Genomic DNA, 25,225 nt, shown 5'->3' with positions numbered 1-25,225 from the left:
GCGTGAGGCGTCGCGCGCGCGCCGGCACCGGCGCTGCATCGTGCAGCGCCGGTCGCCGTCTCGGCATCACGTACTTCGGACTTTCGGGTTCCCGCCTGTGCGGGAGCGACGCAACCACCCACCGCGCGCGGCCACCCCCGCCGCGGCCACGATCGGATCGCGCCGCCGCGCGCTCCGACACATACCGAGCCCATGAACGCCACCGTCATTCCCGAAGCGATCACTGCGCCCCGCGGACGCGACCTGCGCGACGCCCGTGCCGACCGTCTGTTCCGCTGGATCCTCACCGCCACCGTCGTGTTCGTCCTCGTCGCCCTGGCCAGCGCGGCGCTGTCGATGCTGTGGGGCGGCCGCCATGCCCTGCAGATGCAGGGCCTGAGCTTCTTCTATTCCAGCGAATGGAATCCGGTCGAGAACAAGTACGGCGCGCTGGCGCCGATCTACGGCACCCTGGTCACCGCCCTGATCGCGATGCTGATCGCGGTGCCGGTGAGCTACGGCATCGCCTTCTTCCTCACCGAGGTGTCGCCACGCTGGCTGCGCGGCCCGATCGGCACCGCCATCGAACTGCTGGCCGGCATCCCGTCGATCATCTACGGCATGTGGGGCCTGTTCGTGCTGGTCCCGGTGATGACCGAGTACGGCACGCCGTGGCTCAACGACCACCTCGGCACGCTGCCGCTGATCGGCCCGATGTTCCAGGGGCCGCCGCTGGGCATCGGCCTGCTCACCGCCGGTTTCGTGCTGGCGATCATGGTGATCCCGTTCATCTCCTCGGTGATGCGCGAGGTGTTCCTGACCGTGCCGACGCGGCTGAAGGAATCGGCCTACGCGCTGGGCTCGACCAAGTGGGAAGTGAGCTGGGACATCGTGCTGCCCTACACCCGCTCGGCGGTGATCGGCGGCATCTTCCTGGGCCTGGGCCGCGCGCTCGGCGAGACCATGGCGGTCGCGTTCGTGGTCGGCAACACGGTGCGGCTGTCGCCGTCGCTGCTGGAGCCGGGCACCACCATCGCCGCGCTGATCGCCAACGACTTCGGCGAGGCCACCGAGACCTACCGCTCGGCGCTGCTGCTGCTGGGCTTCGTGCTGTTCATCGTGACCTTCATCGTGCTGGCGATCGCCCGCCTGATGCTGGCGCAACTGTCGCGCAAGGAGGGCAACTGAGATGGCCGCCGACGTCGCCCACAGCTTGTACAACCGCCGCCGCGTGATCAACGTGTTCGCGCTGCTGCTGTCCTGCCTCACCGCGCTGTTCGGGCTGGTCTTCCTGGGCTGGATCCTGTGGACGCTGCTGGCCAAGGGCATCTCCGGCATCAACGTGGACCTGTTCACCCGCATGACCCCGCCGCCGGGCGAAGAAGGCGGCCTGGCCAACGCGTTCTTCGGCAGCGCGGTGATGTGCGGCCTGGCGCTGCTGATCGGCACCCCGCTGGGCGTGGCCGCCGGCACCTGGCTGGCCGAATACGGCAACGCGCGCAAGACCGGCCAGGTGGTGCGCTTCGTCAACGACATCCTGCTCTCGGCGCCGTCGATCGTGCTCGGCCTGTTCGTGTACACGCTGTACGTGATGCAGACCGGCGGGCGCTTCTCGGCCATGGCCGGTGCGCTGTCGCTGGCCTTCATCGTGCTGCCGGTGGTGGTGCGCACCACCGACGAGATGCTGCGCCTGGTGCCGGCGCAGATGCGCGAAGCGGCCCTGTCCTTGGGCATTCCGCAATGGAAGGTGACCATCCAGGTGCTGTACCGCAGCGCTTCGGCCGGCATCGTCACCGGCGTGCTGCTGGCGCTGGCGCGCATCAGCGGCGAGACCGCGCCGCTGCTGTTCACCGCGTTCGGCAACCAGTACTGGAACAACAACATCATGCAGCCGATGGCGAGCGTCCCGGTGGTGATGAACTCCTTCGCCGGCAGCCCCTACCCCACCTGGCAGCAATTGGCCTGGTCGGGCGCCCTGGTGCTGACCGTGTTCGTGCTGCTGGTCAGCCTCGGCGCCCGCGGCATTCTGCGGCGCTACAAGACATCCAACGATTGAGCCCCCTATGGACCCGGCCATGAACGATCACCACAACGCCGCACCGATGCATCGCATCGCCATGCCCCACGGGCACACCGCACTGGCGCCGTCGCCGGTCAAGATCGCCGCGCGCGGCCTGGACTTCTACTACGACAAGTACCACGCGCTGAAGAGCATCAACCTGGAAGTGCCGGAGAAGCGCGTCACTGCGCTGATCGGCCCGTCCGGCTGCGGCAAGTCCACCCTGCTGCGCATCTTCAACCGCATCTATGCGCTGTACCCGAAGCTGGAGGCACGCGGCGAAGTGATGCTGGACGGCGAGAACATCCTGTCGCCGAAGTACCCGATGAACCGCCTGCGCAGCAAGGTCGGCATGGTGTTCCAGAAGCCGGTGCCGTTCCCGATGACCATCTTCGAGAACGTCGCCTACGGCATCCGCCACCACGAGAAGCTGTCCAAGGCGGACATGGCCAACCGCGTCGAGCACGCGCTGCGCCAGGGTGCGCTGTGGGACGAGGTCAAGGACAAGCTCGGGCAGAGCGCGCTGGGCCTGTCCGGCGGCCAGCAGCAGCGCCTGTGCATCGCCCGCGCGGTGGCGCTGCGTCCGGACGTGCTGCTGCTCGACGAGCCGACCTCGGCGCTGGACCCGATCTCGACCAGCCGCATCGAGCAGTTGGTGGAAGAACTGAAGACCGACTACACCATCGTCATCGTCACCCACAACATGCAGCAGGCCGCGCGCGTGTCCGACTACACCGCCTTCATGTACCTGGGCGACCTGATCGAGCACGACCGCACCGAGATCATCTTCTCGCAGCCGAACAAGCAGCAGACCGAAGACTACATCACCGGCCGTTTCGGCTGAGCCGCCGCGGCCGCCGCTGCCTCGTCGCAGCGGCCGCGCCCGCCGCCCTTCGGGCGGGCGTCCGGCGACGCCAGCACCGCAGCGCCAGGCATGGCCGCGGCGACACCAACGCACCTATTGGACCTACGACATGAACACTCAGCCCAACGAGCACATCGTGAAGAGCTACGACGAAGAACAGCATCGCCTCGCCGCCGAGATCGTGCGCATGGGCGAAACCGCGGTGGCGCAGTTGGAAGCGGCGCTGGACGTGGTCGAACGCCGCGACGACAACGCCGCGCTGCGCATCGTCGTCAACGACGAAGCGATCGACGCGCTCGAGCACTCCATCAGCCATGACGTGATGCGCCTGGCGCTGCGCGGGCCGATGGCGCGCGACCTGCGCGAGATCCTGGCCGGCCTGCGCATTCCCGCCGACGTCGAACGCATCGGCGACTACGCCGCCAACGTCGCCAAGCGCTCGATCGCGCTGAACATGTCGCCGCCGATGCCGCAGACCCTGGGTCTGCGCCAGCTCGGCAAGCTCGCCGCCGAACAGGTACGCGCGGCGCTGGCCGCCTACCAGCACAACGACGCCGACGCCGCGCTGCTGGTGCGCCAGGGCGACGCGCAGCTCGATGCGCAGTACACCGCGCTGTTCCGCGAGCTGCTGACCTACATGATGGAAGATCCGCGCAATATCACCCCGTGCACGCACCTGCTGTTCATGGCCAAGAACCTGGAGCGGATCGGCGACCACGCCACCAACATCGCCGAGAACGTGTGGTTCCTGGTGCACGGCGACCAGCCGCTGCCGCCGCGCGACAAGCGCGACGAAACCAGTTCCACCAGCGGCATCTGAAGCGTCGCGGGCGGACCGGCCGCGCTCCGGTCGCCGCCCTCGCTTTTCCCCGGCTCCGTGCGCGTCGCGGAGCTTCTTCATTGCAGCATGGCATGAGGCCATGGCACGGCCGTGGCGCATGGCGCCTCCGTCCTGCCGCTACGCACGCGGGCGGCTCGCCTCTGGACGTGACAGCGATCGACGGCATCGCGAATGGCGGCCGTCTGCCGCCGGCCCGCGTTTGCGCCAGCCGCGCCGCCTGCTGCAGGCGCGATGGACGCGTCAGCGCAGCCCGAAGGTCCGCCTGAGCCCTTTCCCGAGCGGACCTGCGGGCAGGAAGCGGCGCAGCTTGGCCAGAAGCGCAGCCTCGCCGCGGGGCGTGTGGCGCATCTTCCATGTGCCCAGCGCGGCGTCGAGAATCGCGTCGACGACGCCGTCCGGCGCCGGCGCGTCCTGCACCTTTTGCCGGATGGCCTTCGACACCGTCGCACGTTCCTCGCCGTAGGCCGGGATGCTGGCCACGGCCTGGGGGCCGTTGAGCTCCAGGTTGGTCCTGGTGAAGGACGGCTCGACCAAGGACACACGGACGCCGAAGCGGCGAACTTCGTGATCCAGGGTTTCGGACAACCCCTCCACCGCATGCTTGGAGGCCGCATAGACCGCCATGTAGGGCGCGGGCAGAAAGCCCAGCACCGAGCTGACGTTGACGATCCGGCCGGACCGCCGCTCGCGCATGTGCGGCAGCACCGCCTGGATCGTGCGCAACAGGCCGAACAGGTTGGTCTCGAACACGGCCTGGGCCTCGACCACCGATGTTTCCTCCAGCGCACCGATCAAGGTCACGCCGGCACTGTTGACCAGCACGTCGATCGTGCCGGCTTGCGCGACGACGTTGCCGATCGCCCGTTGCACGGATGCGTCTTCGCGCACATCCATTTGTACGAGCACGACTCCCGGCAACGCCTGGGCTTTTTCGAGATCGCGTACGGTTCCGAACACGCGGCACCCCCGCTCGGCGAAGGCCAGCGCGGCGGCGCGCCCGATGCCCGACGAAACGCCGGTGACGACGACGGTGGAATTGGACATGGCAGTTGTTTCCTATGGCGATAAGGGTGACGCTCAGCGCTGTTGCGCGGACGTGGGCGTGATCCTGAACCAGATGGCGTACATGGCCGGTAGGAACACCAGCGTCAGCACCGTGCCGGCCAGCGTGCCGCCGATCAGGGTGTAGGCCAGCGTCCCCCAGAACACGGAATGGGTCAGCGGGATGAAGGCCAGCACCGCCGCCAGCGCCGTCAGGATCACCGGCCGCGCGCGCTGCACGGTGGCCTCGACCACGGCGTCGAACGGCCCCAGGCCCTCCTGCGCGTTCTGGTGGATCTGCCCGATCAGGATCAAGGTATTGCGCATCAGGATGCCCGACAGCGCGATCAGCCCGACCAGCGCGTTGATGCCGAACGGCTGCTGGAACAGCAGCAGGGTCGGCACCACGCCGATCAGGCCGAGCGGACTGGTGGCGAACACCATGACCATCGCGGCGATCGAGCGCACCTGCAGAATGATGATGAGCAGGGTCAGCGCGATCATGATCGGGAACAGCGGCAGCATCGCGGTCGTGGCCTTGGCCGATTCTTCGATGGAGCCGGCCTGTTCGATCCGATACCCGGACGGAAGCGCCGCGACGATCGGCTGCAGCTGTTTCAGGACCGCGGTGGACACGTCCGGGGGTTGCAGCCCGTCGGCGATGTCGCCACGCACGGTGATGGTCGGGGTGCGGTCGCGGCGGCGCAGGATTGGATCCTCCATCCGCACCTCGACCTGGCCCACCTGCGACAGCGGGATGCGTTGCCCTGCCGAACCGACCAGGGTGAAGCCGCCGATCTTCGCAGGATCCAGGCGGATGTCGCCCGCCGCACGGCCGACCACCTGCACCGACCGGATATCCTCGCGCACCTCCGTCAACGGCACTCCGCTGAGCAGGAACTGCAGTTGCAAGGCGACCGAATTGGAGGTCAGGCCGATCGCCTGCAGGCGCTCCTGATCGAGCGTGAAGTGCAAGGTCGGCACGCGCGTGCCCCAATCGGTGTTGACCGTGCGCAGCATCGGACTGGCGCGCATCACGCCTTCGACGCGATGCGCGATCGCACGCAGCGTGTCCGGGTCGGGTCCCATCACCCGATAGGCCACCGGAAACGGCGACGGTGGGCCGAACACGATCTGGGTGACGCGCACCCGCGCTTCGGGCACCAAGCCGTCGGCCACGGCGCGGCGCAGCCTGACCTTGAGGGCTTCCCGCTCCTTGTCGTCGCCGGCCAGCGCCACGACCTTGGCGAACGAGGGATCGGGCAGTTCCGGCGCCATCGCCAGGAAGAACCGCGGGGCGCCCTGGCCGATGTAGGCCGTCACGATCCTGGCTTCCTTCTGTCGCGCCAGCCACGCTTCGACCTTCGCCGTCGCGGCGCTGGTCTGCGCGATGGATGTGCCGTAGGGCATCTGCACTTCGACCAGCACTTCCGGCCGGTCGGAGGTCGGGAAGAACTGCTTCTTGACCAGGCCCATGCCGACCACCGCCAGCACGAACGTTCCAAGCACCGCGCCGGCCACCAGCCACTTGCGGGCAATGACGCGGCCGAGCACCTGGCGGAAACGGTTGTAGCGAGGGGTGTCGTAGATGGCGGCATGCCCGCCCTCGATCTTCTGGATCTCCGGCAGCAGCTTCACGCCGAGGTAGGGAGTGAATGCCACCGCCACCACCCAGGACACGATCAGCGCGATGCCGACGATCCAGAACATGTTGCCGGTGTATTCGCCCGCGGTGGAGCGCGCGAACCCGTTGGGCATGAAGCCGATGGCGGTGACCAGCGTGCCGGACAGCATGGGCGCGGCCGTGTGGCTCCAGGCGTAGGCGGAGGCCTTGATGCGGCTGTAGCCCTCCTCCATCTTCACCACCATCATTTCGATGGCGATGATGGCATCGTCGACCAGCAGGCCCAGCGCCAGGATCAACGAGCCGAGCGTGATGCGGTCGAAGTTCTTGCCGGTGGCCGCCATGATGACGAACACCGCCGCCAGGGTCAGCGGCACCGCTGCCGCGACCACGACGCCGACGCGCCAGCCCATGCTGAGGAAGCACACCACCATCACCACCAGCAGCGCGACGAAGAACTTGACCATGAACTCGTCGACCGCCGCGCGGATGTTCACCGCCTGATCGGTCACCTTGTCCAGGCGCATGCCCAGCGGCAGTGCCGCATTGATGCGGTCGACCTCCGCTTCCAGCGCCTTGCCCAGGTCGAGCCCGTTCCAGTCGTCGCGCATCACCACGCCCAGCAACAGCGCCGGCTCACCGTTGTTGCGCACCAGGAAAGTGGCCGGATCATCGTAGCCACGCTCGACCGTCGCCACGTCCGACAGCGTCAATGTGCGGCCCTGCGCCACGATGGGCGTGCGGCGGATCTTGTCCAACGTGTCGAGCGCGCCGTCGAGGCGAACCACCACCTGCGGCCCCTGGGTCTCGATGGAACCGGCCGGCGTCAACGCGTTCTGGCTGTTCAGCGCAGCGAAGATCTCCTGCGGCGTGACCCCCAGCGTCGCCAGGCGGTCGTGCGAGAACGACACGAAGATGCGCTCGGGCTGCTCGCCGATGATGTTGACCTTCTTCACCCCGGGCACGTGCAGCAACTGCTGGCGCAGCGCCTCGGCATCGCGCACCAGTAGGCGCTGCGGTTCGCCCTTGGCCTTGAGCGCGAACAACGCGAAGGTCACGTCCGCATACTCGTCGTTGAGCATCGGCCCGATGACCCCGGCCGGCAACTTCCCGGCCTCGTCCCCCAGCTTCTTGCGCGCCTGGTAGAACTGCTCCTGGACTTGCGACGGCGGCGTTCTGTCGAGCAGCGACAGCATCGTGACCGCCAATCCCGGACGCGTATAGGTTTCCGCCCGGTCGTACCAGCGCAGTTCCTGCAGGCGCTTTTCCAGCGGCTCGGCGACCTGGTCCTGCATCTCCTGCGCGGTCGCGCCCGGCCAGGCGGTGACGACCGTCATCTGCTTGATCGTGAACGGCGGGTCTTCCGCGCGCCCGAGCTGGAGGAACGCGACGATCCCCGCCACGGAAATCAGGAAGATCAGGAACAGGGTGATCGAGTGCTCGCGGACCGCGAGCGCGGACAGGTTGAAACGCCCCTCGCTCATGGACGCGCTCCGACCGCGACCGCCGTGGCCTGCTCGATCGGCCTGACGATCTCGCTGGCATGCAGGAGATGCGCGCCCAGCGCCACCACCCGATCGCCGGCCCTGAGCTTGCCCGCCACCTGCACGGTGTCGTCCGCCACGCCGAGCACCTGCACGGGTCGCCAGGCCGTCCTTGCCGGCGTGCCCTCGATAGCCCAGACACCCGGCCCCTTGCCGGCGTCGAACAACGCGCCGATCGGCACCTGCAGGGCCTGCGAAGCATCGTCGCGGCCGGCGAGGTGCACGGTGACCGTGGCCCCGAGCGGCGCCTGGGCGAGCGCTCCGCCGAGCACGTAGCGGGCTTCGTACGTCCGCGTCGCTGGATCCGATGCATCCGACAGCTGGCGCAGGGTCGCCGGTACTGCCGCCTGCCGGTCGCCGCCGTACAGGGTCGCCTGCGCGATCGACCCGAGGGTCGGCCGCAACGTCTCGGGCAGATGCACGAGGGCTTCGCGCTGGCCCGCCCGCGCCAGACGCACGACCGGTTGCCCGGCACTGACCACCTGGCCGGGCTCGGCGAGCGTCTCGACCACCACGCCATCCGCATCGGCCAGCAGCAGCGCGTAAGCGGACGCGTTCCTGGCGACGTCGGCCTGCGCCTCGGCGGCCTTCAGCTGCGCCTGTGCCGCGTCGGCGGCGGCCTTGATCTGCGCGTAGGCGGAGGCGGAAACGGCGCCCTCGGCGACCAGCTCGCGATAACGCGCCTCGTCCTCGGCCGTCTGCCCGGCGCGCGCTTTCGCTGCCGCCACCGCCTCCTGCTGTGCGCGTGCCTGCAGGCCGAGATCGACCGGATCCATGCGCATCAGCGGCTGCCCACGCCTGACGTTCTGTCCGGTATCGACCAGGCGTTCCAGCACCTTGCCGGGCACGCGGAACCCCAGGTCGCTCTGGATTCGCGCCGCCACCACGCCGGAGAACGACTGCGAGGACGCCGCGGCCGCGTGCACCACCGCGACCCGAACATGCGGCGCCTCGGTGCGCGGATCGGCGGAGTGATCGTTACCGCATGCGGTCAGGACAAGCGGGAACAGACAGATGACAGGTAAAGCGAACCGGCGCCGACGCATGGGAACCCTTCTGAGGAAGAAACTGGCGCTCCCATTCTTTTACTTGTGACCAATTTAGTCAATAGTCAGAGAAACTCAGCTAAGGCGCCAGGCTCCGCAGGATCAGGCTGGACAACTGCGTCGTCGCATCCGCGACGTTGTCCAGGTTGTGCTGCAGCAACAGCGGATTGACGTATGGGCGCATGACCAGATAGATGGCGTTGACCGCCTCGTCCAGCGGGGTCTTGCGTTCGAATTCCCCCGCGTCGCGGCCATCGCGCACGATCTGCAGCACCAGCGCCTTCAGATGGGCCTCGTAGGCGCCGACCGCCGGCCACGACTCGCTGGCGGAGGTGGCGGCGAGGTCGTAGAGCTTGCGCTCCTGGAAGAACAGGTGGCTGCCGGCTTCCGCCAGCGCCTTGAACATCCGGCGCAGACGCTCCGCCGCCGCGGGAACATCGGCGACGGCGGCGTCGACCGCCACCATGATCGCGCTCAGACGATTGGAGCAGATGACCTCGCCGATCGCCTGCTTGGACTCGAAGAACTTGTAGATGTAGGCCTTGGAAAACCCGATCGCCTTGGCCAGCTCGGACACGGTGGTCTTGCCGTAACCGTATCGGCCGAAATAGTCGGTCGCCGCCTCGACGATCTGATCGCGGACGTCATGGTCCGAAGGTCCCCGCAGTTGCGGCGCAGACGTGTGTGCTTTGCTCATTTTCGAAGCTTACGTAAGCCGCTCCAGCTTGACAACGAGTGACCATTTAATAATATGGTCACGACCTACCAAGCCCAAGGCCCCGCATGCTGCCCCGCCGCTCTCTCGCCCCGCTCCTCTGCGCCAGCGTGCTGGCAGGTTGCGCTGTCGGCCCGGACTATCACCGACCCGATGCGCCGGTGCCTGCTCGCTACCTGGGCAAGGCGGCAACGGACCGCGGCGATGGCGCGCCGGCTGCCGATCTGGCGACGTGGTGGCAGGGCTTCGACGATCCTTTGCTGACCCACTTCGTCGGGCTGGCGATCGACCAGAACCTCGACATGGCCCAGGCCGCGGCCCGTGTTGCCCAGGCACGCGCCGCGCTGGGTGCCACCACGGCGACGTTGCTGCCGTCGGCGCAGATCAGCGGCTCGGCCGCGCGTGCCTATCAATCGGTCCAGACCCCACTCGGTCAGGTCCTTGCGGCCACGCCGGGTTTCGATCGCTGGGGCAATGCGGAGGAGGCCAACCTTGGCGCAAGCTGGGAGATCGACCTGTTCGGCGGCCTGCGCCGCGGCCGCGAGGCGGCGCTGGCCGATTACCAGGCCGCGCATGCCGGTGCCGCGGCAACGCGGCTGGCCGTGGCGGCGCAGACCGCGGACCTCTACATCGCCATCCGTGGCTTGCAGACCCGCCTGGCGATCGCCGAGCGACAGGTACAGATCCAGCGCGACCTGGTGGCGAAAGTGCAGCGCCTGTACGACAAGGGACTGGCCGCCGATTACCAGCTCCGGCAGGCGGAAGGCGCGCTGGCAGGCGTGCAAGCGACCGTTCCCGCGCTGCAGACCGGCCTCGAAGCCGCCATGAACGCACTGGATGTGATGCTGGCCGTTCCGCCGGGAACGCATCGCGGCGAACTCAGCGCGCTCGCGCCGATTCCCTCGCCGCCACGGATCGCCGACATGGGCTCGCCCGCCGATCTGCTGCAGCGACGCCCGGACCTGATCGTGGCCGAACGCCGGCTCGCAGCGAGCAATGCGCGCATCGGTGCGGCGATCGCGGCGTACTACCCCACGTTTTCGCTCAGCGGCCTGCTGGGAAGCGCCACGGCGATTTCCGCCGGCCATCTGTTCGACGGCGGCGCGAACCAGGCGTCGGCCGTGTTGGGCCTGCGCTGGCGGCTGTTCGACTTCGGCCGCATCAACGCGCAGATCGCGCTCGCCAAGGGGCAGGATGCGGAAGCGCTGGCCGCCTACCGCCAGGCCGTTTTGCGCGCGACCGAGGACGTCGAGAACGCCTTGTCTGCCGTGCTCAACCGCGGCGAACAGAGCGCGAGGTTGACGCAAGGCGAAGCTGCGCTGTCCCGTGCCAGGCAATCCTCGTTCGCGGCGTATCAGCACGGGACCGCGAGCCTGATCGAGGTGTTGCAGGCCGACGCGACGCTGCTGCAGGCATCGGACGCGAGAGCCCAGGCGCAGGCCGACGCGGCGCATGCCGCCGTGGCGGCGTTCAGGGCGCTGGGAGGCGGCTGGCAGCCCGTGCCCTCCGTCCCACCTGCAGCGACTGCAGCACGCTGAGGCGCGACTGCGCCGCGCGCGCCAGCACGGACAGCGTGCGCGGCGCAGCGACCGCATGTGCAATGCGCTTTGCCGCGGGCGAGCCGCAGCGGGTAGGCTTGGCCCAGCGCCGGCCGCCGCGGCTGGTGTCATCCCATCGCCAGGAGCCTGCCCATGTCCAGATCGCCCCGCCCGTCCCCTGCCCTCGCCGGTGCGGTCCTGCTCGGCGGCATCGGCCTGTCCGCCTCCGCCCTGGCCATGACCGATCTCGCCCAGGGCTATGCGCTCGGCGCGCAGGCGGCCGTCACCCCGCCGCAAAGCACCGAGGCGACCGCGCCGGCAACGCCGACGCCCGCACCGCCGGCGCAGGCCAGGCAGGCCGCCGATCCGGCCAAGGCCAGCGAAGGCGGCTGCGGCGCCAAGGCCGGCGACGGCAGTTGCGGCGCGCACGCCCCGGCGGCGACGCCGGCCAAGCCCGAGGCGGCCGCTGGCGCCGCCACGCCCCAGGCCAAGCACGACGACAAGGCCATGGCCGAAGGCAAGTGCGGCGAGGGCAAATGCGGTGGCAGCCTCTGAACCGAGCCCCCTTGCCGCGGCCAGCGCCGGCCTCGGGCTGCGTCGCGGCTTGCTGCCGGAACTGCTGCAAGCACCAACCGATGCGTTCGATTTCCTCGAATGCGCACCGGACAACTGGATCGGCGTCGGCGGCCGTCCCGGGGAACTGCTGCAGACGCTGAGCGCGCGGCATCCGCTCAGCTGCCACGGCCTGTCGCTGTCGCTCGGTGGCGTGGCCGCGCTGGACACCACCCTGCTGCTGCAGACCCGGCACTTCCTCGACCGGCACCGGGTCGCGTTGTACAGCGAACACCTCAGCTACAGCGCCGACGACGGCCAACTCTACGAACTGCTGCCGCTGCCGTTCACCGACGAAGCGGTGCGCCATGTCGGCGCACGCATCGCCCAGGTGCAGGACGCGCTTGGCCGGCGCATCGCGGTGGAGAACGTCTCCTACTACGCCGCGCCCGGCCAGGCGATGAGCGAAGCCGCCTTCGTGGCCGCGGTGCTGGACGAGGCCGACTGCGACCTGCTGCTGGACGTCAACAACGTGCACGTCAACGCCAGCAACCACGGCGACGACGCGCTGGCCTTTCTCGCCGCCATGCCCAGCGCACGCATCGCCTCGTACCACGTCGCCGGTCACCGCGACGACGCCGCCAGCGGCCTGAAGATCGATACCCACGCCGCGCCGGTGACCGATCCGGTGTGGACCCTGCTCGCCGCCGCCTATCGCCTGCACGGCGTGCGTCCGACCGTGCTCGAGCGCGACGGCCAGTTCCCGCCGCTGGGAGAACTGCTGGACGAAGTGCAGCGCATCCGCAGCGCGCAGGCGCAGGCGCCCAGCGCATGAGCGAGACCCTGCACGCGCAGCAGTTCGCCCTGACCCGGCATTTGCGCGATCCGCAGCGATACCCGCCGCCGGCCGACATCCCACCGCAGCGCCTGGCGGTGTACCGCGCCCTGTTCTTCGACAACCTGGCGCACTTGCTGGGCGGCCAGTTCCCGGTGCTGCGCGCCACCCTCGGCGACACCGACTGGACGGCACTGCTACGCGCGTTCTGCGCCGAGCACCGCGCCCGCACGCCGCTGTTCCCGCGCCTGGGCGGCGAACTGGTGGCGTTCCTGGAGCAGCGCGCGCCCGATCCGCAGCGTCCGTGGCTGGCCGAACTGGCGCACTACGAAACCGTGGAACTGCAGGTGCAGATCGACGATGCCGCGCTGCCGCCGCACGATCCGCACGGCGACCTGCTCGACGGCATCCCGCTGCTGTCGCCCTGGCTGCGCCTGCTGCGCTACCGCTGGCCGGTGCAGCGCATCGGCCCGGCCTGGCAGCCGGACGCGGCGCCGGCGCAGCCGACCTGCCTGCTGGCGCGGCGCGAGGCCGACGGGCAGGTGCGCTTCGCCGAACTGGCGCCGCTGGCCTACGCCGTGCTGGCGGCGCTGCAGCCCGGCACGCGCAGCGGACGAGCGCTGCTGCTCGACCTGGCCACCACCCACGGCCTGGCACCAGATGCCCTGCTGCACGAGGGTGCGGCGCTGCTGGAACGGCTGCGCGCGCAGGGCAGCGTGCTCGGCACGCGCCTGCCGGGATGACGCCGCGGCGGCCGGCGGCCGCGCTCTGCTAACCTTGGCGGATGAACGATTCGGTCGACAGCCCCTCGCAACCCCTGGTCATCACCCCGATGTCGCGGCGTTTCCGCGGCTATCTGCCGGTGGTGGTGGACGTGGAAACCGGCGGTTTTGACTGGAACAAGCACGCGCTGCTGGAGATCGCGGTGGTGCCGATCGAGATGGACGATTTCGGCCAGCTGTATCCCGGCGTCACCGCCAGCGCGCACGTGGTGCCGGCGCCCGGCACCCTGATCGATCCCAAGTCGCTGGAGGTCACCGGCATCGTCCTGGACCATCCGTTCCGCTTCGCCAAGCCCGAACGCGAGGCGCTGGACCACGTGTTCGCGCCGGTGCGCGCGGCAGTGAAGAAGTACGGTTGCCAGCGCGCCATCCTGGTCGGCCACAACGCCCATTTCGACCTCAACTTCCTCAATGCCACGGTCGCCCGCTGCGGCCACAAGCGCAATCCGTTCCACCCTTTCAGCGTGTTCGACACCGTCACCCTGGCCGGAATCGCCTACGGCCAGACCGTGCTGGCGCGCGCGGTGCAGGCCGCCGGTTTCGACTGGAACGCCGCCGACGCGCACAGCGCGGTCTACGACACCGAGCAGACCGCGCGCCTGTTCTGCAAGATCGCCAATGCCTGGCCGGCCCCGCCGGTCGCCGCAGCGCCATGAGCCGCGGCGCGCCTTGCACGGCACACGCGCGACGCCGTCGTGTTGGCCCGGCGACATTGCGCCCGAACGGCTGGTGATAACGCCGCACGCACGCCGGCAGTGCGCCGCATGACCCGCAACGTGCTATTCGTCTGCAGCCGCAATCGGCTGCGCAGCCCCACCGCGGAACAGGTGTTCGCCACCTGGCCCGGCGTGGAGACCGCCTCGGCCGGCGTCGACCACGACGCGGACACCCCGGTCACCCCGGAATTGCTGGAGTGGGCGAACATCGTCTTCGTCATGGAACCGCCGCACCGCGCCAAACTGTCGCGCCGGTTCAAGCGCCACCTCGGCCGCGCACGCATCGTCTGCCTGGACATCCCCGACGACTTCGCCCACATGGATCCGGCGCTGGTGCAGCTGCTGACCGCGTAAGGTATCGCGCCACCTGCCTGCGCGCTGATCCTGCGCTCGCTCGCCGGCATCCAGCGCGTCCGCGCATCGGCATCAGCGATGCGTGCGCGTACAAAGACCCTGTGCTTCCACAAGACAAGGCGCATCATGGCGGACGTGCCCCGCGAACGATCCACCCAGTGAAAACGACCGACGCCCTGTCCTTCCTGCGCGCGCATCAACCGATGCCCGACGACGACCAGCTCACCCAGCAGCTGATCGACGCCTACGACGCGGCGAGACGGCTGTTTCTCACCGCTCCCGAGCGCGCCGCGTTGCCGCTGTTCCTGCGCTCCTTCGGCCACGGCGATGGCTGGGGCGTCTACCCGCTGGTCGAGGACGTGTTCCTCGCCTGCGACCGCGCAGACGCCATCGCCGCGATCCGGGAGGCGCTGGACGATCCGGCGCTACCTGACGGTAGCCGCTACTGGGTCACGCAGTTGGCCGCCGCCTTTGCGGATCCGACCTTGCGCGAGGGGCTGGCCCTGTCGTTGCGGTCGGAACAGCCAGACACCCGCGAGGCAGCGCAGATGGCGCTGGAGATGCTGGACCACCACGCCACAGGCTGAACCGCGCGCCTGCGATGCACGCTACAAAGTAGAACGACAGCGCCCAGCCGCATGCCCGGACGCGTGCTCAGCCCACGCACACCCGATCGCGCCCCATGCCCTTGGCGCGGTACAGGGCCCCATCGGCGCGTTCCAGCCACTGGCTCGGCGTCTCGTCCGGGCGTAGCGCGACCAGACCACCGCTGAAGGTGACGCGCAGCGCGGGCGCTTCGGGCGCCCACTGCAGGCGCGCATGGAACAGGTCGCGTAGGCGCGTGGCCAGGCGCTCGGCATCGGCCAGCGGCGTGTCGCCGAGCAGCACCGCGAACTCTTCGCCGCCCAAGCGCGCCGGCAGGTCCGAGGCGCGGCAGGCGCTCAGCAGCAGCTGCCCGACCTCGCGCAACACCGCATCGCCGGTGGCATGCGAATAGCCATCGTTGATCTGTTTGAAGCGGTCGATGTCCATCACCAGCAGGCACAGCGGCGCGCCGCTGCGTTGCGCACGCTGCATGCTGTGCACCAGCACCTCGTCGAAGTGACGCCGGTTCGGCAGTCCGGTCAGCGCATCCTCGTGCGCCAGGCGCTCGAAGGCGGTGGCCTGGCGCTGCAGTTCCGCCAGCAACTGGCTCTTCTCGGCGTCGGCCTGCAGCAGGCGCTCGGTCTGCAGCCGCAGCGCGCTGGTGCGCCGCTCCACCAGCCGTTCCAGGCGCAGCGCGCGACGCTTGTAGCGCGCGATCATGTAGCGGTACAGCAGCAGCAGCGTCAGCACCAACAGCGCCACGGCCGCCGCCTGCACGCTGTGCCGCTGCCACCACAGCGGCGCCACGCTGAAATGCCACACGGCCTCGCGGGTGCTCCAGGCGCCGTCCGGGTGCGCCGCGGCCACATGCAGGGTGTAGTCGCCCGGCGGCAGGCCGATGAACTCCACGCTGCGCTGGTTGCCGCGGTCGATCCAACCGCTGTCCAGGCCGTCGAGCCGGGTGCGGTAGCGGATGCGCTCGGGCAGCAGATAGCTCAGGCCGACATAGGACACGCTGATGCGCTTGGCACCAGGCAGCTCCGTCTTGTTCTGCCAGGGAAAGGGCTGGCCATCCAGCAGCACGCTCTCGATCGCCGGCGGCGGCGGTACGCGATCGCGGAAGCGGGCAAGGCGTCGCGGATCGACCGTGCTGACGCCGCCGGCGGTGACCAGCCACACCGTGCCGTCGTGGCGCAGGATCATCGACGGCCCGGAACTGCCGTTGCCCTGGGCGTTGGACATGCCGTCGATCTCGTCGTAGCGGTTCACCTGCAATCGTGCCTGGCGGCCGTCGGCGACTGCGTTCAGCGCCGCCACCGTGGTGCGCAACACGCCGCGGTTGCTGCTGATCCAGACGTTGCCGAGGCGATCGCGGACCAGTTGGAACACCGCATCAACTGGCATGCCCTGCTCCAGTCCGACGCGCGCCAACTGGCCGTCGCGGTCGCGGTGCAGGCCGCGGTCGGTGGAGATCCACATGTCGCGGCCCAGCGCCTGGAATCCGAACACGGTGCGCGCGCCGCCCAGCGGTTCCAGCGCCAGCTGCCGCACCCGGCCGTCGCGCAGCACCGACACGCCTTCGACCGAGCCGATCCACAGCGCCCCATCGACGCTGGCCAGGGCCGTGATCAGGCCGTACGGCAGGCCGGGCACGTCCGGCGCGGACAGCCGGTCGCCGTCGATGCGCATCACCCCGCTGCGCGTGGCGACCCAGACCGTGCCGGCCGCATCGACGCTGAGCGCGCGCACCTGCCCGTTGGGCAATCCCTCGCGCGTTCCGTAGTGGCGCACGACGCGGCCGTCGCGCAGGCGGTACACGCCGTCGGCATAGGTGCCCATCCACAGGTCGCCGTCGAGGCCGCGCGCCAGGCTCAGCACCGATGGCGCGTCGCGCAGCGCGACCGGGGCGATCCGTCCGTCCGGCGCCATCCGGTCCAGGCCGGCGGCACTGCCGATCCATAGCGCGCCATCCGGGGTCTCCAGCAACGCGCGCACGTAGTCGCCGCTGAGCCCGTCGCGGCGGGTGTAGCCGGCGAACAGCGTCTCGCGCAGGCGGAACAGGCCGCCATTGGCGCCGATCCAGATACTGCCCTCAGCATCCTGCAGCAGGCTGACGATGCGCCCGTTGGGCAGCACGTCGCCCGGCAGCATGCGCTCGATGCCGTGCGCGCTGATCCGCAGCAACCCCTGGTTCTCGGTGCCCAGCCAGATCGCGCCGTCGCGGTCGCGCAGCATCGAGGTGAAATGGCCGTAGCCCGGCAGGTGCTGCACCAGCACCGCGCGCTCGCCCTGCAGCCGGTACAGGTTCTCGCCGGCCACCAGCCACAGCGAGCCGTCCGGCGCGCGATACGGCCAGGCCAGCCCCGGCGGCAGACCGAAGGCGGCCGGCGCGCGCCGCAGCACACCCTGCGGGTCGCGGTACAGCAGGCCGTCGAGACTGCCGATCCAGAGCCGCCCCTGATCGTCGGCGGCAAGCTGCGGAAAGCTCGCCGCCAACGGCAGATCGCGCGGCGCCGGTTGGTAATCGAAGCGACCGTCCGGCCACAGGCAGCCCAGACCATTGCCCTCGAACAGCAGCCACATGCGGCCGTCGCGGTCCTGGGTCATCGCGTGGATCAGCGCATGCGGCCAGCCCGGCGGCTGCCGCCAGAAGCGCCAGTGGCCGGCCGCATCGTGGCGGCCGAGATTGCCGCGCGAATCGCTGAGCCACAGCGCGCCGGCACGGTCCACATACAGCGAGCCCACGCCGTTGTCGGGCAGGCCCGGGCGGGTACTGCGGTCGATGACGGTGAAGTCCAGGCCGTTGTAGCGCACCAGCCCTTCCCAGGTGGCGAACCACAGGCGGCCATCCGGGGTCTGCGCCAGATCGCGCAGGGAGTTGTGCGGCAAGCCGTTGCGCGAAGTCCAGGAATCGATCGCGTAGTCGCGTAGCGGCGGCACCCCATTTGCCGCGCCGTCGGCGGCGACGGCGCGCCAGGCCACGCCCAGCGCCAGCAGCAGGACCAGCAGCACCGACCATGCGCGCGCCCAAGCGCGCCCGCGGTCGCGTGCGAGCGCCGCGTTCCCCCTCCCCCTGGCAACGTTCACTGTGCCGACCCGATCCGACGCAGGCGGGGCGCGACAGGACCCTGGCGCGGGGTGCCAGAGTCAAAGGGACGGGGGCGACACAGACTCATTACCGGAGCGGAACACGGGACGAGCGCCCATGGTAGGCAAAAAAGCGGCGCTGCGGGTGGAGGCCGTAGCAGACGCAGGAAAAAGGACGCGTGAAGATTGCGCGGCGGTTAAGCCGGTGGCTTGCGCGAGGGTAGCGCCGACGAGGCTCGATCGCGCGCCCCCTTCTCCCACCGGGAGAAGGTGCCCCGAAGGGGCGGATGAGGGTACGGGCGAAGCCTTGCGTCGGCCTGATACGCGAGGGCTTCGCCCCGTACCCTCACCCCAACCCCTCTCCCGGCGGGAGAGGGGCTTCGGGCTCCTGGCGCCCCGCGCTCCCTTCTCCCGCCGGGAGAAGGTGCCCCCGCAGGGGGCGGATGAGGGTACGGGCGAAGCCTTGCGTCGGCCTGATACACGAGGGCTTCGCCCCGTACCCTCACCCCAACCCCTCTCCCGGCGGGAGAGGAGCTTTGCTCCCGATGAGGGAGCGCCAGTGGCGTCGTAGGCTGGCCGCGGCGCCGCCGCGCTCAGCCCATGCGCTGACGGACCGCCTCGAACAGGGTCACGCCCGCGGCGACCGAGACGTTGAGGCTCTCGATCTCGCCCGGCATCGGGATGCGCACCAGGCCGTCGCAGTGCTCGCGGGTCAGCCGGCGCAGGCCGTCGGACTCGCCACCCAGCACCAGCGCCACATTGCCGCGCAGGTCCTGCGCGTACAGCGAGGTCTCGGCCTCGCCGGCCAGGCCGTAGATCCACACGCCCTGCTTCTGCAGCTCGCGCAGGCAGCGCGCCAGGTTGGTCACCGCCACGATCGGCAGGCGGTCGGCGGCGCCGGCCGAGGTCTTGCGCACGGTGGCGTTGACCGGTGCCGACTTGTCCTTGGGAATCACCACCGCGGTCACCCCGGCCGCCGCGGCGCTGCGCAGGCAGGCGCCGAGGTTGTGCGGGTCCTGTACGCCGTCCAGCACCAGCAGCAGCGCGCGGCCCTCGGCGGCGCTGACCAGGCCTTCCAGTTCGCTCTCGGCCCAGGTGCGCGCCGCGGCGTAGCGCGCGGCCACGCCCTGGTGCCGCACCGAGCCGCCGACGCCGTCCAGCGCCTGGGTGTTCACCCGCCGCACGTCGATGCCCTTGCGCCGCGCGTTCTCCTCGATCTCCTGCAGGCGCGGATTCTTGCTGCCCGCCTCCACCAGCACCTCGCGCACGTTGTCCGCGTCGTTCTCGATCGACGACGCCACGGCGTTGACGCCGACGATCCACTGGTTCTGCTTGCTCATGAGGCGGGACTACGCGAAAGGAAAGCGGGCATGGTAGGGGTTGTGGCCGCTGGCGTCACACCTGGGGGCCGGGATTGGGGATTGGGGATTGGGGATTGGCAGAAGCGGCTTGCCCGCGATGTCCCACTTCCCGCAATGCCGCAGGCATGCATATCGCGGCGGCAAGACTACCGACGCAGCGCCGGACGCGGCGCAGCCTTGTGGGAGGGACTTCAGTCCCGACTGCAGGCGGCCTGAACCTCCTGCCCTCCCGCCTTTCGCGATCGATGGTTCTAGAACGCAGGGATCCCCAGCACCGCCGATAGCGGCTCAGCCCGGCCAGCGCTCGGTATCGTGGTCCGGATGCTGGCGCGACACGACATCGGCCAGGAACGGCGCGGCCGCCAGATCGCCCTCGGTGCGAATCGCCGACAGCCGATGCAGCGCATCCACGAACGGCAGCTTCGCTTCGATGCCGTACTGGATGGTGGGCGGCAGGGCCTCCGGCCGATCGAAGGCACCTGCGGCCAACGCGATGCCATCCGGCGCTTCGTAGGTGAGCGGCGTGCCGCACTCGGCGCAGAAGCCGCGCTGCACCAGGTTCGACGAAGCGAAACGCTTGGGTGCGCCGCGGGTCCAGATCAGTTCCGCACCGCGGGTGGAGACCAGCGGCGCGTAGTAGGCACCGAACGCCTTCTGGCACATCCGACAGTGGCAGATCGAGGCGTCGTGCAGCTGTCCACGGACGCGGAAACGTACCGCGCCGCACTGGCACCCGCCGCTGTACTGCTCCTGCTCCATCGCCGCTCCTCCCATGCACGCGGGGCGGTGCAGCGGCGGTCGCCACGACCGCCGCGACGCACGCCGTCAGTACTTCTTTTTCTTGCGTTTGGCCGGCTGCCCGCGGGGCGGCGGCGGCGGCAAGTCCTCGTGTGCCGATGAACCTTCCTCGACCAGCCGGAAGTCGATCTTGCGCTCTTCCATGCTCGCCTTCAGCACCACGATGCGCACGCGGTCGCCCAAGCGGAACTCGCGCCCGCGGCGCTCGCCGGTCAGGGTCTTGCGGGTCGCGTCGAACTGGTAATAGTCCTGCGGCAACTGGGTCACGTGGATCAGGCCGTTGACCTTGGACTGGTCCAACTCGACGAACAGGCCGAAGCTGGTCACGCCGCTGACCACGCCATCGAACTGCCCGCCGACGTGCTTCTCCATCCACGCGGCGCGGTAGCGCTCGTCGACCTCGCGCTCGGCCTCGTCGGCGCGGCGCTCGCGCTCGGAGCACTGCAGCGCCAATGCCGCCATCTCGCGCGGCGCGTACAGGTACTTGTCCGGCGCGCCGCGGGTCAGCGCGTACTTGATCGCGCGGTGCACCAGCAGGTCCGGATAGCGGCGGATCGGCGAGGTGAAGTGCGCGTAGGCCTCCAGCGCCAGGCCGAAGTGGCCGGCGTTGTCGGGCGAGTACACCGCCATGCTCTGGCTGCGCAGCAGCACCGATTCCAGCAGCGCCGCGTCCGGGCGCTCGCGTACCTTCTTCAGCAGCTTGGTGTAGTCGCCCGGCACCACCTTGCTCCACGCCGGCAGGCTCAGCTTGAACTCCTTGAGGAACTCCAGCAGGTCGGCGTACTTGGATTCCGGCGGGCGCTCGTGCACGCGGAACGGCGCCGGAATGTGCGTCTCCAGCAAATAGCGCGCCGCGGCCACGTTGGCGGCGATCATGCATTCCTCGATCAGCTTGTGCGCGTCGTTGCGCACCAGCATGCCGGCCTGGGTCACCTCGCCGGTGTTGTCGAGCACGAAGCGCACTTCCGCGGTTTCGAACTCGATCGCGCCGCGGCGCGCACGTGCCTTGGCCAGGATCTGGTACAGCTGATGCAGCCGCTCCAGCTGCGGCAGCACCGCCGCCACGTCCTTGCGCACCTGCGCGTCCTTCTCGCCCACCGCCTGCCACACCTGCTCGTAGGTGAGCCGCGCATGCGAGTTCATCACCGCCTCGTAGAAGCGCGCGCCGGCCACCTCGCCCTGGCGATCGATCTGCATGTCGCAGACGAAGCACATGCGGTCGACCTTGGGGTTTAGCGAGCAGATACCGTTGGACAGCGTCTCCGGCAGCATCGGCACCACGAAGCCCGGGAAGTACACCGAAGTCGCACGCTTGACCGCCTCGGTATCCAGCGGCGTACCCGGACGCACGTAATGCGACACGTCGGCGATCGCCACCACCAGGCGGAAACCGTCGGCGTTGGGCTCGCAGAACACCGCGTCGTCGAAGTCCTTGGCGTCGGCACCGTCGATGGTCACCAGCGGCGTCTGCCGCAGGTCCACGCGGCCCTTGGTCGCGGCCGGCTCCACCGTCAGCGGCACCGCCGCGGCTTCGTCCAGCACGGCCTGCGGGAATTCGTAGGGCAGCTCGTGGCCGTGGATCGCCGCTTCCACCAGCAGCGACGGGGTCAGCTTGTCGCCAAGCACCGCGATGATCTTGCCGATCGGCGGGCGCCGCGCGTCCGGCGCAGAGGTGAGTTCGCACACCACCAGTTGCCCGTCGCGGGCCTCGCCGACGGCGTCGGTGGGGATCTGCACGTTGCGCTGGATGCGCTTGTCGTCCGGCACCACGAAGGCGATGCCGGCTTCCAGGCTGAAGCGGCCGATCAGGCGGGTCAGGCCGCGCTCGAGCACGCGCGCGATGCTGCCCTCGCGGCGGCCGCGGCGGTCGATGCCGGTGACGTTGGCCAGCGCACGGTCGCCATGCAGCACCTTGCGCATCTCGTACGGCGGCAGGAACAGATCGTCGCCGCCTTCGTCAGGACGCAGGAAGCCGAAGCCGTCCGGATTGGCGATCACCACGCCGGGGATCAGGTTGGTCTGCTGCAGCGGCGCGTAGCCGCCGCGGCGGTTCTGCACCAGTTGTGCTTCGCGCAGCATCGCGCCCAGGCGCTTGCTCAGCGCTTCCTTGCGCGTCGGCTCGGTCAGGCCGAGCTGGTCGGCCAGTTCGTCCAGGGTCTGCGGGCCATCGCAGCGTTCGAGCAATTGCAGGATCGCCTCGCGACTGGCGATCGGCTGCGCATAGCGCTCCGCCTCGCGTGCGGCATAGGGGTCCTGGATCGGCGCGGCGGCATCGGGTGCGGCCGCCGGCGGTGGCGACGGCGGGTGCAGCGGTTGCAGCGGCGGCTTGGGGCCGCGGCGCAGGAAGCTGGGCATCCAGGCGGGCAGACGCGATTTCTTCGGCGTATCGGGGGTGGGCGCGTCGCTGGACGCGGATGTGCCGGGCTTGCCGGACTTGCTTTTGCGAGTTGTCATCCGTGCATGGTACTCCCATGCGGGTGGCCCCCACCCGAACCGGGTCGCGCGCCGGCGGCGAATGCGCGCCCCAGAAACGACGAAGCCCGCGTCAGCGGGCCGGTCGGTGCGAGAGTTCAGCGCTCTCGCGATGTTGCCTGTGGTGCCCAGGAGAGGACTCGAACCTCCACGGTTTTACCCGCTAGTACCTGAAACTAGTGCGTCTACCAATTCCGCCACCTGGGCGCTGAAGGCCGCGAATTCTGCGGTGCCGCCGCGACCTTGTCAACGCCTATTTCGCACCGGGTCGCGATCGACGGCATCGATGACGCGATCCGACCGCTGGATGCGGCGGCGCCACGCAAATACCGGCTGCTGCGCAGCTGTGCACGTGCGCACGCTTCGGCGTCCCGCGAATTCGGCGGAAAACCGCATGCGCAATGCCGATTCCGCCACAACGCGGTCACAAACCGACCGGCTTCGAAGATGCGCCGTGACGGCGCCGGAAGTTCGCGATTTTGTCGGTTGACCCGGATAGGCGCCTCGCTAGTTTGCATCCGGCAATCCGTCGCCCTCCCCCACGCTCCGGAGCATTCCCATGCACAGCCTGTCCGCTTCCCTGCTCGCCGCCGCCCTGTTCGCCAGCGCCAGCAGCGCTTCCGCCGCCACTGCCGGCGCCGACGATGCCACGCTCGGCTCGCTCACCCAGATCCAGCGCGCCCTGGACAGCGGCGCCTCGGTCGCCGTGGCGATCGACCTCAGCCAGTGCACGCCCACCTCCGGCGGCGCCACGCCCAGCCAGACCCGCGGCGGCCTGCGCATCGGCGCCTATCGCGTCACCGCCGACGGCACCCTGTCCTTCGCCGACGACCACGTCACCGTCGGCCGCGACGGCAAGCCGATCCAGCAGTTCCTGCGCTACCAGGTGCATCCGGACAACACCGTGGACTTCACCATGTTCGTGTTCGCCCTGCCCAGCTACCAGCAGACCGGCAGCACCCTCGGCTATCGCTGCGCGATCAACCAGGGCCTGCGCTTCAACGTGGGCTACTGAGGTCGCGATCGATCGCACGCGACAGCGGTGCAACGCCACTGTCGCAAAACGCTTGACAGCATCCGCCTCCACACGCACAATTCTCGTTCTGAGTTGCCCAGGTGGCGGAATTGGTAGACGCACTAGTTTCAGGTACTAGCGGGTAAAACCGTGGAGGTTCGAGTCCTCTCCTGGGCACCACGACCGACAGGTCGAGAAAGATCTCAAAACCCGCTTCGGCGGGTTTTTTGTTGGCTGCGCGCAGGCCGCGACGCTCAGCGCTGCGGCGGACGCAACGGACCGATGTCCACGCGCACGCCCTTCACCCACACCGCCACCTTGTAGGCACGGTAGCCCGGGTTGTGGCGTTCGGCCGCACGCGCGGCCAGGTAGGCATTGGCGGCATGCACCAGCACCTGCAAGGACGGCTCCAGTTGCGCGATGCGCCGGAGTCTCACCTCGTAGGTGGCCATGCGCCCTCCCCCACGCACCGGCAGGCGCCGCGTCGTGCCGCGATCGGCAAGCGCGAGGCGGCGGCGCACCGCGGCGCCGACACCCTCGTGTCCACAACGTCCATGTCCTGCATGCGCATCCTCGCGCGTCCGTACATTCCACACCGCGCAAGTATTGAATCTCCGAACAATTGGAGTCAAGCGTGGCTGTACGACAAGCCGACGGATGCTCCATATCTTGGTAGGCCCGCCGTCCCCCGAGGCCCACCGCGATGAATAGCTTCGGCGACCGTTTGCGCGAAGCCAGAAAAGCAGCCGGGCTCACCCAGGAACAGTTGGGCTTCGCGCTGGACGTGACCAAGTCGTCGGTGTCGGCCTGGGAGAACGACCGCGAAACGCCGAGCTTTCGCCTGCTGCCGACGCTGCGCAACGTACTGAACCGCTCGCTTGACGAACTGGTGTGCGGCGTGGGCCCGGGCAAGCGCGTGCAGGACCTGCCCTCCGACTATCCCTTGCTCGCCCAGGATGCGCAGGAGCGTGCGCTATTGGCACGCTATCGCAACGCGCCGCCGGGCCACCGCGAAGCCGTGCTGCAACTGCTCAAGCCCAACAGCGGTTGAGTCGCGCTGGCGGCGGTTGCGGCTTGCGGGCATCGCCAGTAACCAAGGAATGCCATTCGTAGATACCGTCTTACCCCCTAGCAGGCAAGGCCCCTTTTCGGGTCGAACGCGATGCCCGATTTGAGGACGCCATAGGCGAGGTGCAGGAGCTTGCGCATGGCGGCGCACACGATCTGCTTGCCGGCTTTGCCGCGTTCGCTTAGCCGCTGTTTCAGCGCCCGGATGACCGGGTTGTGGGTCATGGCCACCAGGGCCGGCATGAACAGGCCCGCGCGCAGGCGCGGCGAGCCGGTGCGCGAGATGCAGACATGGCCTTTGCGGTCGCCCGACTCCTGCAGGCACGGATTCAGGCCGGCGAAGGCGGT

The 25,225-nt window shown here is 69.3% G+C and carries 23 protein-coding genes and 2 tRNA genes; 14 read left to right on the top strand and 11 right to left on the bottom strand.

Annotation, left to right across the window (positions count from 1 at the left end):
- Positions 1 to 192: 192 nt before the first annotated feature.
- The 4 genes from pstC to phoU all read left to right on the top strand — a co-directional run bounded on the left by pstC (position 193) and on the right by phoU (position 3,723).
- Positions 193 to 1,167 (top strand): phosphate ABC transporter permease subunit PstC, encoded by a 975-nt coding sequence (gene pstC, locus GGR66_RS05085; protein WP_167087804.1) that lies wholly within the window; start codon positions 193 to 195, stop codon positions 1,165 to 1,167.
- 1 nt (position 1,168) lies between these two features.
- A complete protein-coding gene (gene pstA, locus GGR66_RS05080; RefSeq protein WP_184447498.1) occupies positions 1,169 to 2,035 on the top strand; it encodes a phosphate ABC transporter permease PstA in 867 nt (288 codons plus the stop codon).
- 19 nt (positions 2,036 to 2,054) lie between these two features.
- Complete coding sequence (gene pstB / locus GGR66_RS05075; protein WP_160965748.1) at positions 2,055 to 2,882, top strand: phosphate ABC transporter ATP-binding protein PstB; 828 nt, start codon at positions 2,055 to 2,057, stop codon at positions 2,880 to 2,882.
- Positions 2,883 to 3,012: 130 nt separating this feature from the next.
- A complete protein-coding gene (phoU, locus tag GGR66_RS05070; protein ID WP_160945842.1) occupies positions 3,013 to 3,723 on the top strand; it encodes a phosphate signaling complex protein PhoU in 711 nt (236 codons plus the stop codon).
- A gap of 261 nt (positions 3,724 to 3,984) precedes the next feature.
- On the opposite strand, the gene GGR66_RS05065 is transcribed toward phoU, so the two are convergent.
- The 4 genes from GGR66_RS05065 to GGR66_RS05050 all read right to left on the bottom strand — a co-directional run bounded on the left by GGR66_RS05065 (position 3,985) and on the right by GGR66_RS05050 (position 9,696).
- Positions 3,985 to 4,788, bottom strand: coding sequence for an oxidoreductase (locus GGR66_RS05065; protein ID WP_184447497.1), 804 nt, complete (start codon positions 4,786 to 4,788; stop codon positions 3,985 to 3,987).
- A gap of 33 nt (positions 4,789 to 4,821) precedes the next feature.
- The gene (locus GGR66_RS05060) at positions 4,822 to 7,893 is read right to left on the bottom strand and encodes an efflux RND transporter permease subunit (RefSeq protein WP_184447496.1); all 3,072 of its coding nucleotides are present in this window, start codon (positions 7,891 to 7,893) and stop codon (positions 4,822 to 4,824) included.
- Complete coding sequence (locus GGR66_RS05055) at positions 7,890 to 8,999, bottom strand: efflux RND transporter periplasmic adaptor subunit (protein ID WP_184447495.1); 1,110 nt, start codon at positions 8,997 to 8,999, stop codon at positions 7,890 to 7,892. Before GGR66_RS05055 ends, GGR66_RS05060 begins: the two co-directional genes overlap by 4 nt.
- A gap of 79 nt (positions 9,000 to 9,078) precedes the next feature.
- The gene (locus tag GGR66_RS05050; RefSeq protein WP_184447494.1) at positions 9,079 to 9,696 is read right to left on the bottom strand and encodes a TetR/AcrR family transcriptional regulator; all 618 of its coding nucleotides are present in this window, start codon (positions 9,694 to 9,696) and stop codon (positions 9,079 to 9,081) included.
- Between the two features lie 86 nt (positions 9,697 to 9,782).
- Here GGR66_RS05050 and GGR66_RS05045 point away from each other — a divergent pair, with 86 nt between their 5' ends.
- The 7 genes from GGR66_RS05045 (at position 9,783) to GGR66_RS05015 (ending at position 15,078) form a co-directional block, all read left to right on the top strand.
- The gene (locus GGR66_RS05045; protein WP_184447493.1) at positions 9,783 to 11,252 is read left to right on the top strand and encodes an efflux transporter outer membrane subunit; all 1,470 of its coding nucleotides are present in this window, start codon (positions 9,783 to 9,785) and stop codon (positions 11,250 to 11,252) included.
- A 153-nt stretch (positions 11,253 to 11,405) separates the two neighbouring features.
- The gene (locus GGR66_RS05040; protein ID WP_184447492.1) at positions 11,406 to 11,807 is read left to right on the top strand and encodes a hypothetical protein; all 402 of its coding nucleotides are present in this window, start codon (positions 11,406 to 11,408) and stop codon (positions 11,805 to 11,807) included.
- Positions 11,794 to 12,639 carry a DUF692 domain-containing protein gene (locus GGR66_RS05035; RefSeq protein WP_160965734.1) on the top strand — a complete coding sequence of 282 codons (846 nt, stop codon included), beginning with the start codon at positions 11,794 to 11,796 and terminating at the stop codon, positions 12,637 to 12,639. The genes GGR66_RS05040 and GGR66_RS05035 overlap by 14 nt, the downstream gene beginning before the upstream one ends.
- Positions 12,636 to 13,382 (top strand): putative DNA-binding domain-containing protein, encoded by a 747-nt coding sequence (locus GGR66_RS05030; RefSeq protein ID WP_184447491.1) that lies wholly within the window; start codon positions 12,636 to 12,638, stop codon positions 13,380 to 13,382. The genes GGR66_RS05035 and GGR66_RS05030 overlap by 4 nt, the downstream gene beginning before the upstream one ends.
- A 41-nt stretch (positions 13,383 to 13,423) precedes the next feature.
- Positions 13,424 to 14,077, top strand: coding sequence for a ribonuclease T (gene rnt, locus GGR66_RS05025; protein ID WP_160965730.1), 654 nt, complete (start codon positions 13,424 to 13,426; stop codon positions 14,075 to 14,077).
- A 108-nt stretch (positions 14,078 to 14,185) separates the two neighbouring features.
- Positions 14,186 to 14,491, top strand: a complete 306-nt coding sequence (locus tag GGR66_RS05020; protein WP_184447490.1) for a low molecular weight protein tyrosine phosphatase family protein — start codon at positions 14,186 to 14,188, stop codon at positions 14,489 to 14,491.
- Positions 14,492 to 14,649: 158 nt separating this feature from the next.
- Positions 14,650 to 15,078, top strand: coding sequence for a hypothetical protein (locus tag GGR66_RS05015; protein ID WP_317844963.1), 429 nt, complete (start codon positions 14,650 to 14,652; stop codon positions 15,076 to 15,078).
- A gap of 67 nt (positions 15,079 to 15,145) precedes the next feature.
- Here the strand turns inward: GGR66_RS05015 and GGR66_RS05010 are convergent, their stop codons facing one another.
- From GGR66_RS05010 to GGR66_RS04990, 5 genes are all read right to left on the bottom strand, one after another.
- Positions 15,146 to 18,058 carry a diguanylate cyclase gene (locus tag GGR66_RS05010; protein ID WP_326520970.1) on the bottom strand — a complete coding sequence of 971 codons (2,913 nt, stop codon included), beginning with the start codon at positions 18,056 to 18,058 and terminating at the stop codon, positions 15,146 to 15,148.
- A gap of 698 nt (positions 18,059 to 18,756) precedes the next feature.
- Positions 18,757 to 19,503: a 23S rRNA (guanosine(2251)-2'-O)-methyltransferase RlmB gene (rlmB, locus tag GGR66_RS05005; protein ID WP_184447488.1), complete on the bottom strand. Its 747-nt coding sequence runs from the start codon at positions 19,501 to 19,503 to the stop codon at positions 18,757 to 18,759.
- Between the two features lie 309 nt (positions 19,504 to 19,812).
- Complete coding sequence (locus GGR66_RS05000; RefSeq protein WP_184447487.1) at positions 19,813 to 20,283, bottom strand: GFA family protein; 471 nt, start codon at positions 20,281 to 20,283, stop codon at positions 19,813 to 19,815.
- Positions 20,284 to 20,349: 66 nt separating this feature from the next.
- Entirely contained in the window at positions 20,350 to 22,776 is a 2,427-nt protein-coding gene (rnr, locus tag GGR66_RS04995; RefSeq protein WP_184447486.1) for a ribonuclease R, read from the bottom strand.
- Between the two features lie 140 nt (positions 22,777 to 22,916).
- Positions 22,917 to 23,001, bottom strand: a tRNA-Leu gene (locus GGR66_RS04990).
- A gap of 352 nt (positions 23,002 to 23,353) precedes the next feature.
- Here GGR66_RS04990 and GGR66_RS04985 point away from each other — a divergent pair.
- Both GGR66_RS04985 and GGR66_RS04980 read left to right on the top strand, forming a co-directional pair.
- On the top strand, positions 23,354 to 23,809 hold the full coding sequence (locus tag GGR66_RS04985; protein WP_160965716.1) for a VirK family protein: 456 nt from the start codon (positions 23,354 to 23,356) through the stop codon (positions 23,807 to 23,809).
- A 95-nt stretch (positions 23,810 to 23,904) separates the two neighbouring features.
- Positions 23,905 to 23,989, top strand: a tRNA-Leu gene (locus GGR66_RS04980).
- A 74-nt stretch (positions 23,990 to 24,063) separates the two neighbouring features.
- Here the strand turns inward: GGR66_RS04980 and GGR66_RS04975 are convergent.
- On the bottom strand, positions 24,064 to 24,261 hold the full coding sequence (locus GGR66_RS04975) for a hypothetical protein (RefSeq protein WP_048491806.1): 198 nt from the start codon (positions 24,259 to 24,261) through the stop codon (positions 24,064 to 24,066).
- Between the two features lie 251 nt (positions 24,262 to 24,512).
- Between GGR66_RS04975 and GGR66_RS04970 the strand changes: the two genes are divergently transcribed.
- Positions 24,513 to 24,860 carry a helix-turn-helix transcriptional regulator gene (locus GGR66_RS04970; RefSeq protein WP_160965714.1) on the top strand — a complete coding sequence of 116 codons (348 nt, stop codon included), beginning with the start codon at positions 24,513 to 24,515 and terminating at the stop codon, positions 24,858 to 24,860.
- A 77-nt stretch (positions 24,861 to 24,937) separates the two neighbouring features.
- On the opposite strand, the gene GGR66_RS04965 is transcribed toward GGR66_RS04970, so the two are convergent.
- Positions 24,938 to 25,225: transposase (locus GGR66_RS04965; RefSeq protein ID WP_184447485.1), on the bottom strand; the 288-nt coding region annotated here is incomplete at its 5' end.

It is taken from the genome of Xanthomonas sp. 3498 (genome assembly GCF_014199795.1).
In the GTDB taxonomy this organism is placed as follows: Bacteria; Pseudomonadota; Gammaproteobacteria; order Xanthomonadales; family Xanthomonadaceae; genus Xanthomonas_A; species Xanthomonas_A rydalmerensis.
The sequence above is the reverse complement of the archived record's forward strand: the minus strand, read 5'-3'. Positions and strand labels throughout refer to the sequence as shown.

Bases quoted from the DNA above. Each gene is read 5' to 3' on its own strand.
- GGR66_RS05055 (WP_184447495.1), bottom strand. From the start codon at position 8,999: ATGCGTCGGCGCCGGTTCGCTTTACCTGTCATCTGTCTGTTCCCGCTT.
- GGR66_RS05000 (WP_184447487.1), bottom strand. From the start codon at position 20,283: ATGGAGCAGGAGCAGTACAGCGGCGGGTGCCAGTGCGGCGCGGTACGT.
- GGR66_RS05045 (WP_184447493.1), top strand. From the start codon at position 9,783: ATGCTGCCCCGCCGCTCTCTCGCCCCGCTCCTCTGCGCCAGCGTGCTG.
- GGR66_RS04970 (WP_160965714.1), top strand. From the start codon at position 24,513: ATGAATAGCTTCGGCGACCGTTTGCGCGAAGCCAGAAAAGCAGCCGGG.
- pstA (WP_184447498.1), top strand. From the start codon at position 1,169: ATGGCCGCCGACGTCGCCCACAGCTTGTACAACCGCCGCCGCGTGATC.
- rnr (WP_184447486.1), bottom strand. From the start codon at position 22,776: ATGACAACTCGCAAAAGCAAGTCCGGCAAGCCCGGCACATCCGCGTCC.
- rnt (WP_160965730.1), top strand. From the start codon at position 13,424: ATGAACGATTCGGTCGACAGCCCCTCGCAACCCCTGGTCATCACCCCG.
- GGR66_RS05065 (WP_184447497.1), bottom strand. From the start codon at position 4,788: ATGTCCAATTCCACCGTCGTCGTCACCGGCGTTTCGTCGGGCATCGGG.
- GGR66_RS05060 (WP_184447496.1), bottom strand. From the start codon at position 7,893: ATGAGCGAGGGGCGTTTCAACCTGTCCGCGCTCGCGGTCCGCGAGCAC.
- GGR66_RS05040 (WP_184447492.1), top strand. From the start codon at position 11,406: ATGTCCAGATCGCCCCGCCCGTCCCCTGCCCTCGCCGGTGCGGTCCTG.
- phoU (WP_160945842.1), top strand. From the start codon at position 3,013: ATGAACACTCAGCCCAACGAGCACATCGTGAAGAGCTACGACGAAGAA.
- GGR66_RS04975 (WP_048491806.1), bottom strand. From the start codon at position 24,261: ATGGCCACCTACGAGGTGAGACTCCGGCGCATCGCGCAACTGGAGCCG.
- GGR66_RS05050 (WP_184447494.1), bottom strand. From the start codon at position 9,696: ATGAGCAAAGCACACACGTCTGCGCCGCAACTGCGGGGACCTTCGGAC.
- GGR66_RS05020 (WP_184447490.1), top strand. From the start codon at position 14,186: ATGACCCGCAACGTGCTATTCGTCTGCAGCCGCAATCGGCTGCGCAGC.
- GGR66_RS05030 (WP_184447491.1), top strand. From the start codon at position 12,636: ATGAGCGAGACCCTGCACGCGCAGCAGTTCGCCCTGACCCGGCATTTG.
- GGR66_RS04985 (WP_160965716.1), top strand. From the start codon at position 23,354: ATGCACAGCCTGTCCGCTTCCCTGCTCGCCGCCGCCCTGTTCGCCAGC.
- pstC (WP_167087804.1), top strand. From the start codon at position 193: ATGAACGCCACCGTCATTCCCGAAGCGATCACTGCGCCCCGCGGACGC.
- rlmB (WP_184447488.1), bottom strand. From the start codon at position 19,503: ATGAGCAAGCAGAACCAGTGGATCGTCGGCGTCAACGCCGTGGCGTCG.
- pstB (WP_160965748.1), top strand. From the start codon at position 2,055: ATGAACGATCACCACAACGCCGCACCGATGCATCGCATCGCCATGCCC.